The sequence below is a fragment of the Methylobacterium sp. WSM2598 genome, assembly GCF_000379105.1.
Classification (GTDB): domain Bacteria; phylum Pseudomonadota; class Alphaproteobacteria; order Rhizobiales; family Beijerinckiaceae; genus Methylobacterium.
In genome coordinates this window covers 2,253,674-2,268,544 of record NZ_KB900609.1, presented here as the reverse complement: position 1 = coordinate 2,268,544, position 14,871 = coordinate 2,253,674, and the positions used below count along the sequence as shown (strand labels likewise).

11 protein-coding genes are annotated in these 14,871 nt (G+C 73.8%); 4 read left to right on the top strand and 7 right to left on the bottom strand.

Annotated elements, in window-relative coordinates; genetic code table 11:
• Positions 1–4: 4 nt before the first annotated feature.
• Positions 5–535: a histidine phosphatase family protein gene (locus MET2598_RS0110615; protein ID WP_018260820.1), complete on the bottom strand. Its 531-nt coding sequence runs from the start codon at positions 533–535 to the stop codon at positions 5–7.
• Complete coding sequence (locus tag MET2598_RS0110610; RefSeq protein ID WP_018260819.1) at positions 532–2,295, bottom strand: hypothetical protein; 1,764 nt, start codon at positions 2,293–2,295, stop codon at positions 532–534. The genes MET2598_RS0110615 and MET2598_RS0110610 overlap by 4 nt, the downstream gene beginning before the upstream one ends.
• A 624-nt stretch (positions 2,296–2,919) precedes the next feature.
• On the opposite strand from MET2598_RS0110610, the gene MET2598_RS0110605 reads away from it, so the two are divergent.
• Positions 2,920–4,683, top strand: coding sequence for an ethylbenzene dehydrogenase-related protein (locus MET2598_RS0110605; protein ID WP_012332519.1), 1,764 nt, complete (start codon positions 2,920–2,922; stop codon positions 4,681–4,683).
• 23 nt (positions 4,684–4,706) lie between these two features.
• On the top strand, positions 4,707–5,765 hold the full coding sequence (locus MET2598_RS0110600) for a 2Fe-2S iron-sulfur cluster-binding protein (protein WP_012332520.1): 1,059 nt from the start codon (positions 4,707–4,709) through the stop codon (positions 5,763–5,765).
• A 58-nt stretch (positions 5,766–5,823) separates the two neighbouring features.
• Here MET2598_RS0110600 and MET2598_RS0110595 read toward each other — a convergent pair whose 3' ends face one another.
• The 5 genes from MET2598_RS0110595 to MET2598_RS0110575 form a co-directional block, all read right to left on the bottom strand.
• On the bottom strand, positions 5,824–6,618 hold the full coding sequence (locus MET2598_RS0110595) for a PstS family phosphate ABC transporter substrate-binding protein (RefSeq protein WP_012332521.1): 795 nt from the start codon (positions 6,616–6,618) through the stop codon (positions 5,824–5,826).
• A gap of 204 nt (positions 6,619–6,822) precedes the next feature.
• Positions 6,823–7,998 (bottom strand): N-methyl-L-tryptophan oxidase, encoded by a 1,176-nt coding sequence (solA, locus tag MET2598_RS0110590; RefSeq protein ID WP_018260817.1) that lies wholly within the window; start codon positions 7,996–7,998, stop codon positions 6,823–6,825.
• A gap of 105 nt (positions 7,999–8,103) precedes the next feature.
• Complete coding sequence (locus MET2598_RS0110585; protein ID WP_012332523.1) at positions 8,104–9,288, bottom strand: osmoprotectant NAGGN system M42 family peptidase; 1,185 nt, start codon at positions 9,286–9,288, stop codon at positions 8,104–8,106.
• Positions 9,285–11,000, bottom strand: coding sequence for an N-acetylglutaminylglutamine synthetase (gene ngg / locus MET2598_RS0110580; RefSeq protein ID WP_018260816.1), 1,716 nt, complete (start codon positions 10,998–11,000; stop codon positions 9,285–9,287). The genes MET2598_RS0110585 and ngg overlap by 4 nt, the downstream gene beginning before the upstream one ends.
• Before the next feature lie 5 nt (positions 11,001–11,005).
• Complete coding sequence (locus tag MET2598_RS0110575; RefSeq protein ID WP_018260815.1) at positions 11,006–12,778, bottom strand: N-acetylglutaminylglutamine amidotransferase; 1,773 nt, start codon at positions 12,776–12,778, stop codon at positions 11,006–11,008.
• Positions 12,779–13,049: 271 nt separating this feature from the next.
• On the opposite strand from MET2598_RS0110575, the gene MET2598_RS0110570 reads away from it, so the two are divergent.
• Together MET2598_RS0110570 and MET2598_RS0110565 are read left to right on the top strand one after the other, a co-directional pair.
• Complete coding sequence (locus MET2598_RS0110570) at positions 13,050–14,330, top strand: sensor histidine kinase (protein WP_018260814.1); 1,281 nt, start codon at positions 13,050–13,052, stop codon at positions 14,328–14,330.
• A gap of 1 nt (position 14,331) precedes the next feature.
• A complete protein-coding gene (locus tag MET2598_RS0110565; RefSeq protein ID WP_012332527.1) occupies positions 14,332–14,709 on the top strand; it encodes a response regulator in 378 nt (125 codons plus the stop codon).
• Positions 14,710–14,871: the final 162 nt, after the last annotated feature.

Sequence of the window (14,871 nt, the reverse complement as noted above, 5' to 3'; positions counted from 1 at the left end):
CCGCTCAGGCGGCCGGGCCGCGCTCCAGGCGGACCCACTCGCCGTTCGAGAGGCTGCGTCCGGTCAGCGCCTGGATCACGCCCCAGTGGCAGACGACGAGGGTGTGGGCCCAGTCGGGATGGGCGTCCATCTCGGCCAGGAACGCGGCGGTGCGGGCCTCGAACGCGTCGTGCGGCTCCTCCTCGCCGGGCCACCACACCTCCTCGATCGCCCCGAAATCGAGGTGGGGCCAGGCCGCCGCGAGCGCGGCCGAGCCGGTGCCGATGTCGCAGCTCGCCCCGAAGCGCTCGCGCACCAGCGCGGTGACCGTCACGGGCAGGCGCAGCCGCGCCGCGACCGGCGCCGCGGTCTGCAGGGCCCGCGTGTAGGGCGAGCAGAGGATGCGCCGCACGCCCTCGCCCGCCAGGGCCTCGGCGGCCTCCTCGGCCTGCCGGTGGCCGAGTTCCGTCAGCGGCGCGTCCGGGATGCCTGGATCGACCCCGGTCGCCCCGTAATGCAGGTTGAACGCGCTCTGGCCGTGGCGGAGGAGGATCATCGGGACTCCCTCAGGAGGCGGTCGAGGCGGGTCGCGCAGGCCGCGGCGGCGGCCCGCAGGCGCAGGGCCTCGTCGGGCGCGGCCCCGCTCTCGGCCGCGAGCGTGCAGGCGCCGAGCCGGAAGGCGAGGTAGCACAGGGTGTGGAGCCCGAGGAGGTCCGGGTCCGGCGGGCGGATCCCGGCGGCCGCCAGCACCGCGCCGATCCGCTCCGCCGCCGCGGAGGGCAGGTCGAGTTCGACGCGTGCCCCGGCCACGTCCCAGGCGATGTCCTGACAGCCGACGAGGTCGTGGCCCGCGTGGTGGTCGAGGGCGTCCGCCTTGCGCAGGCTCCCGTCCGGCAGGACCAGCCATTCCCAGGGCTGCAGGCGGGCATCGACCCGGACGGGCCGGCGCCGCTCGCCGAGGGCGGCGAGCCGCACCGCGCCGTAGGGGGAGAAGCCGCGGGCGGCCTCCTCGCCGAGGGCGGCCGCCGCGTTGTGCCGGGCCATGGCGACGAGGTCGGGCAGCGTCGCGCCCTCCTCCGGATCCGCCGGGAAGGCGGCCGCCCGGAAGGCGAGGTAGCGCCCGACCGCCTCCGCGAGGGGCAGCGGGGCGAGGGCGCCGGGCCGCAACGGGCGGGCCTCGGCGAGCCACCGCTCCACCAGGAAGCCGTGAACCAGCCCGGCGACGGGGGGCGTGAAGCCGGCCGCGTGGAGCCTCCGCGCCCGGGCGAGCGCCGCCTCCCCGGTCGGCCCGAGCCCGACGAACTTGACGAGCCAGGTCGCGCCGCCGGCCCGCGCCAGGAACTTGCGCCGCTCCAGCTGGGCGTTGACCGGCGGCCAATCGGCCTCCCGCGCGAAGTGGTGGCGGCGCCAGGCGCCGCCCGAGACCTCCTCCAGCGGCCCGTCGAGGGGCCCGAGCAGGCCGGAGACCCAGCCGGCGAGCCGGTGGGCGGGGTTCTCCGCGTCGAGCAGGAGGCGCTCGAAGGGGACCAGGTGGCGCCGCGCCCGCGCCCAGGCCCGCCGGTGGCGCGGCGCCGCCCGCGGGCCGGGCTCGCCCGGATGGCTCGGGAAGAAGGCGAGGCGCTCCGGCCCGGCCCCCCGCGCCGCGAGCGCGTCGGAGGCGGCGCCGAAGGAGCTGCCCGAGAGGCCCGGCCCCTCGTCCACGATCGCCACCTCCCCCCGGGCGGCCTCGGCGAGGGCCCGCTCGGCCCCGGGGCCGAGGGCGAGGCGCCGGTCGAACGGGTGCCCGACCGGGCGCACCGACAGCGGGGCGCGCGCGCCGAGCGCGGCGGCGACTATCGCGGCGAGGGGCAGGCCGATGCTGCGGATACCGAGGCAGGTCGTGCCCGGCGGGAGGCCGGAGCCCGCGGCGGCGGCCCCGTAGCCCTCGGGGTAGAGCGCGTAGAAGGCGAAGCCCTCGGCGCGGCGGCCGCTGATCCGCGCCGGCAGCGCCGCTCCCGCGAGGGCGGCGAGCGGGCCGGGCGCGACCGGCGCGCCCGCGCAGCCCGCCCGCCAGGAATGCCACGCCGCCCGCGCCAGGGCCATGAGCAGGGCCGTGGCGAGGTCCTGCGCCCCGGAGGGCGCGTCCTCGCCGCGCGCCGCGAGGTCCGCGTCGGCGATCCCCTGCGCGAGTTCCCCGGCCTCGATCAGGCTCCCGACCAGTATCGCGTGCCGCGCGAGGCCGGGCGGTGCCCCGCTCTGGGCGCGAAGCGCCGCCTCGATCCGCGCGATCCAGGCACCCGGATCCCCCTCCCGCGCGCGATCGCCGAAGACCAGCATTCCGTCCCGTGCCCCCGCCCGCCGCGCCCGGCCCGCTCCCTCATCGCGCGCGCCCGCGCCGGGTTCCCTGCCCGTCCCGGCCGGCCGCCCGGTCGCGCGCCGTCGATCTCCGCCGAGATGAGGTCAGATCTCGCCGCCCGGGCGAACACTTCCCGCCAAGCTGTTCGCTCCGGTGGGCCAGTCGATCGCCGTCCCGGCCGCGCGGCCTTTGCAGTGGAGGCGGTATTCGATCCGGTTCTTCTCGCCTGACCCTGCTGCCGCCCCGCGCCGGAGCGGCGGCGCGCCCTGACGAAACCGGCGCCGCAAGATGCAACCTGAGGTGAGCGGCCGATCGGGCAGCTTCGAGGGGCCGCGCGACCGCCTGGACTGTCGCTGGTCTTTCGGCGAATTGCCGCAGCGGAGCGACATTGCAGGAAGATCGGGACGGCCTCGGTGTCGACATCGTGAGTGAGCCATTCCCCAGCGGATCAGGATGGCAGTCCTCAGCCAAGCTGCGGTTTACCATACCCAAAAAAATCGCCCGATGCTGGAACCGCGCGTTGCAACCCGGGCGAGCTTGGATAAAGTTTTCTTACGAGCAAGCATAAAGTCTGGCGATCGGCTGCGTGCCGCCCGGGGGCCGTCATGAACGAGATGGTGTCGAAGGATCGCTTGGCGGGCGCGCAGCCCCAGTCGACGGACGGTTTGCGACCGAGATTGCAACCCAGAGGGAGCGGGCTGCCGACGAGCGACGTCGGGACCGTGATCCTGCACTGGACGAGCGCCGTCGCCATGACGGCGAGCCTGGTCACGGGCCTGCGGATCTCCGCCGACGCGCTCGACGCCGTCGTGGCGCGCTGGCTCTCCCCGATCCTGCCCCAGGGCGAGGTCTGGACCGTCCACATCTATGCCGGGCTGCTGCTCTTCGGCGTCTCCGTCGCCTACGTCGCCTACATGGCCCGCAGCGGCCTCGCCAACCGCGTCGCGCTGCGCAAGGCGCGGGCGCTGAAGCTCGCCCAGAACGCCCAGCTGCGCTGGATGGGCGCGAACGTGCTCCTGCACTGGCTGCTCTTCGGCCTCGTGATCGTCCTGACGGCGACCGGGATCCTGCTCTATCTCGGCCATGGCGGCCTCGTGGTGACCATCCACGAGGCGGCGGCCTACGGCACCCTCGCCTACACGCTGCTGCACCTCGTCGGCCATTTCGGGTATGGCGGCTGGCGGCAATGGCTGCGGATCTTCCGCCCGGCGGCGCTCGCCCCCAATCCGGCGCAGCGCAGCCGCCGGCCGATGCTGGTCGCCGGGCTGGTCACGGTGCCGGCCGTGGCCGCGGCGGTCGGCCTCGACCTCGTCGACCGCGACACCCTGACCGTCGAGACGGTCGCCCAGGCGCCGACCCTCGACGGCGTGCTCGACGACGCGGCGTGGCGGGCGGCGCGGCCGGTGCGGGTGCGCACCCAGCAGGGTGCCAATCTCGGCGGCACCGGCGAGTCCACGGTCGAGATCCGGGCCGTCCAGGACGGCACCAGGATCTACTTCGCCTTCCGCTGGCAGGATCCGACCCGCTCGATCGCCCGCGTGCCGATGATCAAGGAGGCCGACGGCTGGCACGTGCACGCGAGCCGGGCCGGCGAGGCCGACGTGGTCGACTTCTACGAGGACAAGTTCGCGGCGATCTTCTCCCACTCGGACGGGTTCGGCGCCGGCGGCGTCACCCATCTCGGCCCGCGGCCGCTGCCCGACAAGCCCTCCTCGCTCAACCAGCGCGGCCTGCACTACACGACCGACGGCTCCTACGTGGACATGTGGCAGTGGAAGTCGTCCCGCGGCGGCCTCCTCGGCCACGTCGACGACCAGTACATGGGCCCGCCGCGGGAGCCGACGCCGGACGAGGCCCGGAAGCGCGCCCGCTACCAGGGCGGTTACTGGAACGACCCGGGCTCGACGATCTACAGCTACAATTTCCCGTTCGAGGGTCCGGGGGGCTATGCCGGCCCGGTCAAGCCGAAGCGCCTGCCGGTCGATCCGGCCGCGACCATGGCGGCGCTCGGCCACTTCGACCTCAAGAACCCGGACACGCACCAGGACGAGGGCGCCCGCTGGTGGCTGACCGGCGCGGATTCGAAGCCCTACACCGAGGAGGACGACGCCCGGATCCCGGTCGGGACGGTGATCCCGGGCGTCCTCAACACCGGCACCTACGAGGGCGACCGCGCCGACCTCAGCGGCGGGGCCAAGTGGAAGGACGGGTACTGGACGCTCGAGGTCTCCCGCGCCCTCAGGACCGGCAGCCGCTACGACGTGGATTTCGTGCCGGGCGAGCCGCTCTATCTCTGGGTCGCCGTCTTCGACCACACGCAGACGCGGCACACCCGGCACGTCCGACCGGTCCGCGTCGTCCTGCGCTGATCCCCGCCTTCCGGAGCGCATCCATGGCCTCTTCCTGCTCGCTCGTCGTCAACGGCAAGACCATCCGGGCCGCGCGCGGCGACACGCTCGTGGACGCCGCGATGACGGGCGGGGTCGTGATCCCGCACGATTGCGCCACCGGCCAGTGCGACACCTGCCGGGTGCGGGTCTACGCGGGGGAGGTGGACGAGTCCGGCACCCGCCAGGGCGACACGGTTCTCGCCTGCCAGGCGCGGGTGGCGGGCGACGCGGTGATCGAGTTCGACGCCGTGCCGCCGGTCGCGAAGCGCCGCGGCACCCTCGTCGGCATGGTCGACCTCTCGCACGAGATCGTCGAGGTGACCGTCGCGCTCGCCAAGCCCCTCACCTCCCTGCCGGGGCAGTACGTGTCCTGCGCCTTCGCGGGCTTCCCGGCCCGCGACTACAGCCCGACGCTGCGCAGCGACGGCTCGGGCGAGATCAACGAACTCATCTTCCACATCCGCCGCGTCCCGGACGGCGCGGTCTCGGCGGAGCTCGGCGGGCGGATCCGGCCCGGCCACGACGTGCAGATCCGCGGCCCCTTCGGGAGCGCCTTCCACCGGCTCGGGCCGGGGCGCCTCGTGCTGATCGGCGCCGGCACCGGCTGGGCGCCGATCTGGAGCATCGCTCGCGCGGCGCGCTTCCGCGAGCCCGGCCGCGAGATGATGGTGATCGCCGGCGCCCGCGATCCCCGCAACCTCTACATGGGCGAGGCCCTCGACTGGCTTCGCCGCAGCGGCGTCGAGCGGGTGATCGCCACGGCGAGCGGCGGCGAGCCCGGGCCCGGCCGGCTCGCGGGCCGTCCGACCGCCCACCTGCCGCTGCTGCGCGAGAGCGACGTGGTGCACGTCGCGGGCTCGCCCGGGCTGGTGGCGGCGGTCCGTCTGGTCGCCGCGGGCGTCAACGCCACCTGCTACGCGGATCCCTTCGTCGCCTCCGCGCGCAAGCGCACGATCCGCCACGCGCTGTTCGACCTGCTGTTCGCGCGCCGGCCGAGGGCCGAGCCCGGACGCGCCTTGTCCGTCGCCGCGCCGGCCGAAGCGGCGCGCGGCGCCGCCTGATCCCGACGGTCACGTCTCCGGCCCGGTGGCTCGGCGTCCCGGGCGGTCGGGACGAGTCTCAGCGCGCCACCGGCACGGCGCCGAAGCTGCGGATCACCTCCCGGGCCGCCGGCGCCTGCGTGAAGGCGACGAAGCGGGCGGCGGCGGGCGTCAACTGCCCGCCCATGTGCACGAAGGCGAGTTCGCCCGCGCTCGGATAGCCGGCATCGGTCGGCAGCTTGCCGTCGATGGCGAGCACCTGCGTGCCGACCTCCAGGGAGCGGCTGTAGGGGCCGAAGCCGATCGCGCCCTCGACGGAGCGCACCGTCTCGATCGCCTCCTGGGTGGAGACCGCGGTCTTCGAGCGCTCGGTGATCGCGAGGTCCTTCCAGCCCGGCATGCTGGCGCGCAGGATGCGCAGGGTGCTGTCGGTCTCCTCCCGGCGCACGACGCGGATGCGCAGATCCGCCCCCCCGACCTCCTTCCAGCCGGTGATCCGCCCCGCATAGATGCCCGCGAGCTGCTCGGCGCTGAGCCGCGTCACCCCCGCGCTCGGATGCGCGAAGATCGCCGAGGGCAGCCGCGCCACCGGGGTGTAGACCAGGCCGCGGCCGAGCTCGGCCTCGGTGAGGTGGCGCGCCACCCGCGCCAGGGAGGCCTTGCCCGACCCCACCGCCGTGATGCCGCCGTCCGAGCCGATGCTCGGCGGGACCGTCACGTCGAGCTCCGCATCCGCCTCGCGGGCGCTGGCGCCGAGCGCCCGCATCAGGTCGATCGCGTCGCCGGTCCCGACCACGGTCAGTTCGGCCGCGCCGGCCGGCGCGGCCAGGATCAGCGCTGCGAGCGCCAGGGCGGGACGGGTGGGAAGCGGCATGGCACGCACCGGACGCGGTTCTATCTCGCGCGATCCTGCGGGGCCGATCGTAAACAATGCCTGAGCGTCGCCCCGCCGCCCCCGGGTTTCCTCGGGCCCTCACAGGACATCCGACGGATTGCTTTGCTAAGCGGATCTCGGCGGCGCTCACGCGCCGCGCGAGCGTGTCATACGCTCTCCGGACGTGATCGTCCGGACAGCGGATCAGCGGAACCGGGCGAGCCCGAACGGCGCGAGGTCGACCGGGGAGCGGCCGGTGACGAGGCGCTCGGCCAGGGCGGCCCCGAGCCCGGCCGAGTGCTTGAAGCCGTGGCCCGAACAGGCCGAGACCGCGAGGATGCGGTCGCTCTCCGGATGGTCGTCGATCAGGAAGTCCCGGTCGGGCGTCACCGTATAGAGGCAGGCGGCGGAGGCGACCGCCCCGGGCGCGACCCCGGCGAGGCGCCCGGCGACGTGCGAGGCGTAGAAGGCCTCGGCCTCGGCCGGATCCGCGGCGCGGGCCTCCTCGGCCCGGCTCGGGCGGACGAACTGCTCGGTCCCGAGCTTGACCCGGGCCTCGCCGGGAAGCGGCGGGAAACCGTACAGGAAATCCACCCCGGGGGACGGCGCGATCCAGATGAAGGCCGGCGCGCGCGCCGGGAACGGGGCGCCGGGATCGACCGGAAACCAGTGCAGCACCTGCCTGTTCACGGTGAGGAGCGCGTCGAACGGGGGACCGAGGAGCGGCCCCAGCCACGCGCCCGCCGCCACCACGACGCGGTCGGCCGTGACCGCGCCCGCGTCGGTCTCGACGCGCACGCCGGCCGCCTCCGGCCGCAGCGCCCGCACGGGCGCGTCCGTGCGGATCTCGGCGCCGTGCGCCGCGGCGAGCCGCAACTGCGCGGCGATGCAGCGCTCGGGCGCCACGTAGCCGCCGCCGGGCTCCAGGTAGGCCTGCTCGCCGCCGCGCAGCCCGGCGAAGTGGGGAAAGCGCCGCGCCAGTTCGGCCGCGTCGATCACCTCGTGCGCGATTCCGCCCGCCCGCGCGGCCGCGGCCGAGCGCCCGACGAAGTCCGAGCGGCCGTGGGCGAGAGAGGCGCCGTCGGCCGGGGCGATCAGGACGAGGCCGCAGGCGGTCAGCAGCTTCTCGCCGGTGCGCGCCTCGAGGTCGCGCCAGATGCGGTGGCTCTCCCGCACCAGCGGCCGATAGGCCTCGCCCTCGCCGACGCCCTCCCGGGTGATCCGCGTCTCGCCGTGGCTCGATCCCTGGGTGTGGGGCGGGCTGAAGCGGTCGAGGCCGAGGACGCGCACGCCGCGGCGGGCGAGCTGGTACAGGATGGCGGCGCCGACCGCGCCCAGGCCGATCACGGCGACGTCGGTGCGGCGGGAGGTGACGGGCATGGCGGGGCTCGGCCGGGACGGCTCGCGCGGGAGGTCCGGCGCGGCGCGCCGCCCTGATACGCCGGGCGCGGGCGCCCGCCCAGTGCGGCGTCGCGGCCGCGCGCCTCAATCCGGCGGGATCGCGCCCTCCTGGATGTCCGCCTGCGGGTCGGCGGTCTCGCTCTCCTGGTGGGGGAAGTCGGCGAGCGGCCCGAGGGGCTTCACGTCCCTTCGGAAGAGCACGTCGCTCTGCAAGTAGAGGCAGGAGAGCTCCGCGAGCGAGCGCAGGGCGTTCACGTGGGTGCGCTCGTAGCCGTGCGAGGAATCCACCCCGAAGCAGATCAGCGCCGTGCGCAGGTCGTTGCCCGCCTCCAGCGCCGAGGCACTGTCGCTGCGGTAGAAGCGGAACACGTCGCGCTCGTAGCGGATGTCGTTCGCCTCGCAGAGCTCGATGAGGCGGCGGGTGAGGTGGTAGTCGAAGGGCCCGGCCGAATCCGCCATGCTGATCGTCACGCCGGATTCCCGGCTGCCCTGGCCGGGCGCGACGGTGCCGTTGTCGATCGTCACCATCTCGGCGATGTCGCCGTGCAGCACCGAGGAGGCGCCGACCCCGACCTCCTCGGCGATGGTGAACAGCATGTAGGTGGTGACGGTGGGCCTGCGCCCGGCATCCGCCATCGCCTTCATGGCAGCGAACATCACGGCGACGCCCGCCTTGTCGTCGAGGTAGCGGGAGTTGATGTAGCCCCGGGGCGAGATCTCCGGGTTCGGGTCGATGGCGACGAAGTCGCCGACGTTGAATCCGAGCCGGCGCAGATCGTCCCGGCGATACGCGAAGGCGTCGACCCGCAATTCGACGTTGGTCCAATCGACCGGCTGGGTGTCGACCTCCTCGTTGTAGGTGTGGCCCGAGGCCTTGAGGGGCAGGATCGTGCCGCGGTAGCTGCCCCGGTCGGTGAAGATCGTGCAGCGCGCGCCCTCGGCGAAGCGGGCCGACCAGGTCCCGATCGGGACGAGGCCGAGGCGCCCGTTCTCCTGGAGCTGGCGCACCATCGCCCCGAGCGTGTCGAGATGCGCGACCATGGCGCGGGCCGGCCCCGGCCCGGCGCCCCGCAGGGTCGCCCGGATGGCGCCGCGCCGCGTCAGTTCGAAGGGCACGCCGAGGCGCTCCAGCTCGCGCCCGCAGAAATGCACCGCCTGATCGGTGTAGCCGGTCGGGCTCGGGATCTCGATCAGGCGCTTGAGGACGTCGAGCATGTAGTCGATGTCGATCCGCACCCCGGCGGAGTGCGCCGCGAAAGGCCTGTTCACGCGAAGGGCCTCCGGATGCGGGCGGCGGTGATGGTCTGCGGGAAGAGCATGTCGACGAAACGCTCGGCGGTGGGCTGCGGTTCGTGGTTGGCGAGGCCGGGCCGCTCGTTGGCCTCGATGAACCAGTGCTCCGGCCGGCGCACGTCCGGCACCATCAGGTCGAGCCCGACGACCGGGATGTCGATCACGCGGGCGGCCTTCACGGAGGCCGCGACGAGGTCGGGATGGATCTCGTCGGTCACGTCGTGGATGGTGCCGCCCGTGTGCAGGTTGGCGGTGCGGCGCACGAGGAGCGTCTCGCCCGCCTCCGGCACGTCGTCGAGGCGGCGCCCGGCCCGCTCGACGCAGCGCCGCGTCTCGTCGTCGAGGGGAATGCGCGACTCGCCCCCGGTCGCCGCCGCCCGGCGGCGGCTCTGGCGCTCGATCAGCTCGCGCAGGGTGTGGCGCCCGTCGCCGATCACCTGCGCGGGCCGGCGGATCGCCGCCGCCACGACCTTGAAGTCGATCACGATCACCCGCAGGTCGCTGCCCTCGACGAATTCCTCGAGCAGCACCGTGTCGCAGAGCGTGCGCGCCTCCGCGATGGCCGCCTCCATCTCCTCGGGCGTGGTGAGGTTCACGGCGATGCCGCGGCCCTGCTCGCCGCGGGCCGGCTTCACCACCACGGCGCCGTGCCGCTCCAGGAAAGCGCGGCACGCCGCCGCGTCGCCGGCGACCGTCTGGTCGGGGACGCGCAGGTCCGCCCCGGCGAGGAGGCGGCGGGTCAGGGCCTTGTCGTCGCAGATGGTCATCGCGGTGGCCGAGGTCGCCGAGGACAGGCTCTCCCGGCAGACGAAGCTGCGCCCGCCATGGGTCAGGCGGAAGATCGAGGTCGGCTCGTCCACCACCTCGACCGTGATGCCGCGCCGGCGCGCCTCGTTGGTGATGATCTGCGCGTAGGGGTTCAGCGCCGCCTCCGGCGAGGGCCCGATATAGAGCTTCTCGTTGAAGGAGTTCTTCGTCTTGATGGTGAAGGTCGGCAGGCGCGTGAAGCCGAGCTTCTCGTAGAGGGCGATGGCCTGGGCATTGTCGTGCATGACCGACAGGTCCATCAGGGCCCGGCCGCGCTGGCGGAAATGGGCCGCGAGGGCCCGCACCAGGCCCTCGCCGACCCCCGGATGCGGCGTCTGCGGGTCGACGGCGAGCGACCACAGCGAGGAGCCGTCCTCCGGGTCGCCGAAGGCCACCGCGTGGTCGATGCCGGTCGCCGCACCCAGGACGGCGCCGGTCTGGGCATCCTCCGCCACCAAGTGGGTGAGGAGCCCCCCCGGGCGGGGGGGCCAGGCGTGGGCCGGGTCGATCTGGACCATGTGGCGGGCCCGGCAGATCCGGTTGATCTCCTCGATGTCGGCCGGCCCGGCGACCGGCCGCACCCGGAAGCCCCGCGGCGCCTCCGTCTCCGCCGGGAGGTCGCCGAGGTCGAGGCGGAAGGCGTGGGACGGGTCGAGGAAGAGCTCGGTCGGGGCGAGCGCCAGCACCACGTGGGGCTCCGACACGTAGAAGGCGACGTCGCGGTGGCCCGGCTCCTCCTGCAGCAGGCAATCGACCAGGTCGGCGGGATCGCGGAAGGTCTGGCCGAAGATCAGCCGGCCCCAGCCGCAGGAGACGGCGACGTTCTCCGCCCGGGCCGCGGCGGGCTCGGGGCGGGGCGGGTTCGGATCGGGAGAGGCCATGGCGGTCAGATCGCGTGGGTCTGGAGCCAGAATTCGAGCAGCGCGACCTGCCAGAGCTTGGAGCCGCGCAGCGGCGTCATGTGGGCCTCCGGCTCGGCCAGCAGGCGCTCGACGTAGGGCCGGTTGAACAGGCCGCGCTGGCGGGCCACCGGCTCGTTCAGCACGTCGCGCACCAGTTCGAGGAACGGCCCGCGCAGGTATTTCAGGGCCGGGACCGGGAAGTAGCCCTTCGGCCGGTCGATCACCTCGGAGGGCACGACCCGCCGTCCGGCCTCCTTCAGGATGTACTTGCCGCCGTCGCGGATCTTCAGGGATGCGGGGACGCGGCCGGCGAGCTCGACGAGGTCGTGGTCGAGGAAGGGCACCCGAGCCTCCAGGCCCCAGGCCATGGTCATGTTGTCGACGCGCTTCACCGGGTCGTCGACCAGCATGATCTCGGTGTCGATGCGCAGCGCCTTGTCGATCGGGCGCGGTGCGCCGGGGCGGGCGAAATGCGCCGCCACGAAGTCCCGGCTCACGTCGCCGCCGAGGAGGTCGGCCGCCAGCGCCTCCGCCATCTCGGCGTGGTCGCGGTCGAAGAAGACGCGGGCGTAGTCGGCGACCGGGTCGCGCGATTCCATCATCGGCGGGTACCAGTGGTAGCCGCCGAAGATCTCGTCGGCCCCCTGCCCGCTCTGCACGACCTTCACGTGCTTGGAGACTTCCTGGGACAGGAGGTAGAAGCCGATCGCGTCGTGGCTGACCATCGGCTCGGCCATCGCCGCGACGGCCCCGTGCAGGGCCGGCAGGGCGCGGGAGGAATCGATGCGGATGCGGTGGTGATCGGTGGCGAAGCGCTCGGCGATCACGTCCGAGTAGGTGAACTCGTCGCCCGCCTCGCCACCCACGCTCTCGAAGCCGATCGAGAAGGTCTTGAGCCCGCTCTGGCCGGCCTCGGCCAGGAGCGCCACCACGATCGAGCTGTCGAGGCCGCCCGACAGGAGCACGCCGACCGGCACGTCCGAGACGAGCCGCCGCTCCACGGCCCTGCGCAGGGTCGCCAGCACGGCCTCGCGCCAGTCGTCCTCCGCCATGCCGGCATCCTCGGGCCGCTCGCCGACGGCGGCCTCCCAGTAGGTGCGCTGGCGGCGGGTGCCGTCGGGCTCGATCGTGATCGTCGTCGCGGGCGGGACCTTGCGCACCCCGCGCAGGATGGTGAGCGGGGCCGGCACGACGGCGTGGAAGCTCATGTAGTGGTGCAGGGCCGCCGGATCGATCGTCCGGTCGACGTCGCCCGCCGCCAGGAGCGCCGGCAGGCTCGACGCGAAGCGCAGCCGCCCGCCCGCCTCGGCGTAGTAGAGCGGCTTGATGCCGAGCCGATCCCGCGCGATCAGGATCCGGCCGCTGTCGCGCTCCCAGAGCACGAAGGCGAACATCCCGTAGAAGCGCTCGACGCAGGCCGGCCCCCAGGCGTGGTAGGCCTTGAGGATGACCTCGGTGTCGCCGTCCGAGAAGAAGACGTAGCCCTTGTCCCGCAAGTCCTGGCGCAGGTCGCGGAAATTGTAGATGCAGCCGTTGAACACCACGGCGAGGCCGAGCTGCGGGTCGACCATCGGCTGCTGCGAGGCCGGGCTCAGGTCGAGGATGCTCAGGCGCCGGTGGCCGAAGGCGACGGCCCCCTGCGAGAAGCTGCCGCCCGCGTCAGGGCCGCGCGGGCGAAGCAGCCCGGCCATGGCCTGGACCGCCGCCGCGTCGGGCGGGGCGCCGTCCAGCCGGATTTCGCCGCAGATCCCGCACATCCGATCCCATCCCGTTCGGTTTCGCCAAGCCCCTCCGCAGCGCGACGTCCCGCGGCGCACCCGAGGGCGGGCTGCCGAGGGACGTGGGATGGGGCGTGCGACCCCAATGCGCGTGGTCGGGCAAGGTTCCCGGGCCGGCCGGCCGGCCCGGCCACGCCGCAGCGACAGGCGCCCCCCCGCCATGATTTCGTGAAGGAAACGGATGCGCGCCCGCGCGCGAGCCGCCATACTCGCACCGGCTGCGCGGCGGCCGACTTCAGGTGATGCCCACATGATCGACTTCGTCGGCCGACTGCTCGAGACGGGGAGCCTGTCGCCACATGGCATCTGCCTGCTCTGGCGCCCGGAGCTGATCTGGACCCATGTCGTCGCGGACTTTCTGATTGGTCTGTCCTACTTCTCGATCCCTGTCGCCCTCGGGGTGCTGGTGACGCAGCGGCGCGACGTCGCCTTCGGGTGGATGTTCTGGTGCTTCGCACTCTTCATCCTGGCCTGCGGGACCACGCACCTCCTCGCGATCTGGACCCTGTTCGTGCCCGATTACGGCATCGAGGCGCTGGTGAAGGTGGTGACCGCGGCGGCCTCGGTCGTGACCGCGATCATGCTCTGGCCGCTGCTGCCGCGCCTCCTGGCCCTGCCCTCCCCCTCGGAGCTGCGGACCGTCAACGCGGCGCTGACCCGGCGCATCGCCGAGCACGACGCGGCGCTGGCGGCCCTGCGCGAGGCCGTGGCCGAGCGGGAGAGGGCCGAGGCGATGCTGCGCCAAGCGCAGAGGATGGAGGCGATCGGCCAGCTCACCGGCAGCCTCGCCCACGACTTCAACAACCTCCTCGGGATCATCGTCGGGAGCCTGGAGCGGCTGCAGCGCCTCGTTCCCGAGCGCGGCATCGGCGAGACGACGCTGCAGGGCGCCATGCGGGCGAGCGAGCGGGCGGCCGCCATGGTGCGGGACCTCCTGGCCTTCGCCCGCCAGCAGCCCCTGATCCCGGAGCGGCTCGACATCAACGCGCTGCTGCGCGGGATGACGGACCTCGTCGCGGGCGCCATGCCGCCGGAGGTGCGGCTGGCGACCGAGCTCGAGGACGGGCTCTGGCCGGCCTGCATCGACCGCAACCAGCTCCAGAGCGCCGTCCTCAACCTCGTGGTCAATGCCCGCGACGCCCTCGATGCCGGCGGGACCCTCACCCTCGCGACGCGCAACGTCCCGCGGGCGGACGCCCGAGGGATCCCGTCGCTGGCGGAGCACGACTACGTCCGGATCAGCGTCCGCGACACCGGCCGGGGCATGCCCCCGGAGGTGCTGGAGCGGGCGGTCGAGCCCTTCTTCACGACCAAGCCGCAGGGGCGCGGCACCGGGCTCGGCCTCAGTCAGGTCTTCGGCTTCGTGCGGCAATCGGGCGGGCACCTCGCCCTGCACAGCCGCCCGGGCGAGGGCACCGCCGTGGAGATCTACCTCCCGCGCGCGCCGGGCGTGGACGGCGCCCGCGACGCGTCTTCCGGGAACGCGTCCGAGCCGGTAGCATCGCTGCCGGCCGATGCGGGGTTGGCGTGAGATGAGTCGGGGCCGGATCGCGAACGTCCTCGTGGTGGAGGACGAACTCCTCCTCCTCGACCTCGTCACGGCCGAGCTGGAGGATGCGGGCCTGACCGTGATCCAGGCCGGGACCGCCGAGGCGGCCCTCGCGGCCCTCGCCGGCGAGGCGGCGATCGACCTCCTGTTCACGGATATCCGCCTGCCGGGCGCGATGGATGGCTGGCGCCTCGCCGAGGAGGCCGTGCGCCTGCGCCCGGACCTGCGCGTGATCTACGCGACCGGCTTCTCCGGCGCCGCCCCGCGCCTCACCCCCGGCAGCCTTTTCTTCACCAAGCCCTACCGTCCCTCCGCCATCATCGCGGCGATTCGGTCCTTCCAGGACGCGGCCCGGGGCTGAGGCCGGCCCGGGCGCCGCGCTTCCCGGGCGAGTTTGCCTTCAGGACATCTTCCCATCGCTCGGCCTCAGCTGCTATTCGTAGACGAACGACTGTCGAATCGCGTGGCAGCACTTGGGCGCGGCGTTCGAGGGGAGCGCGGCCTGACGCGGGCGATGGGATCG

What these genes read in the sequence shown, in the direction of transcription:
- MET2598_RS0110615 (WP_018260820.1), bottom strand. Translation starts at nt 535, where the DNA reads ATGATCCTCCTCCGCCACGGCCAGAGCGCGTTCAACCTGCATTACGGG.
- MET2598_RS0110565 (WP_012332527.1), top strand. Translation starts at nt 14,332, where the DNA reads ATGAGTCGGGGCCGGATCGCGAACGTCCTCGTGGTGGAGGACGAACTC.
- MET2598_RS0110605 (WP_012332519.1), top strand. Translation starts at nt 2,920, where the DNA reads ATGAACGAGATGGTGTCGAAGGATCGCTTGGCGGGCGCGCAGCCCCAG.
- MET2598_RS0110575 (WP_018260815.1), bottom strand. Translation starts at nt 12,778, where the DNA reads ATGTGCGGGATCTGCGGCGAAATCCGGCTGGACGGCGCCCCGCCCGAC.
- MET2598_RS0110610 (WP_018260819.1), bottom strand. Translation starts at nt 2,295, where the DNA reads ATGCTGGTCTTCGGCGATCGCGCGCGGGAGGGGGATCCGGGTGCCTGG.
- MET2598_RS0110595 (WP_012332521.1), bottom strand. Translation starts at nt 6,618, where the DNA reads ATGCCGCTTCCCACCCGTCCCGCCCTGGCGCTCGCAGCGCTGATCCTG.
- solA (WP_018260817.1), bottom strand. Translation starts at nt 7,998, where the DNA reads ATGCCCGTCACCTCCCGCCGCACCGACGTCGCCGTGATCGGCCTGGGC.
- MET2598_RS0110600 (WP_012332520.1), top strand. Translation starts at nt 4,707, where the DNA reads ATGGCCTCTTCCTGCTCGCTCGTCGTCAACGGCAAGACCATCCGGGCC.
- ngg (WP_018260816.1), bottom strand. Translation starts at nt 11,000, where the DNA reads ATGGCCTCTCCCGATCCGAACCCGCCCCGCCCCGAGCCCGCCGCGGCC.
- MET2598_RS0110570 (WP_018260814.1), top strand. Translation starts at nt 13,050, where the DNA reads ATGATCGACTTCGTCGGCCGACTGCTCGAGACGGGGAGCCTGTCGCCA.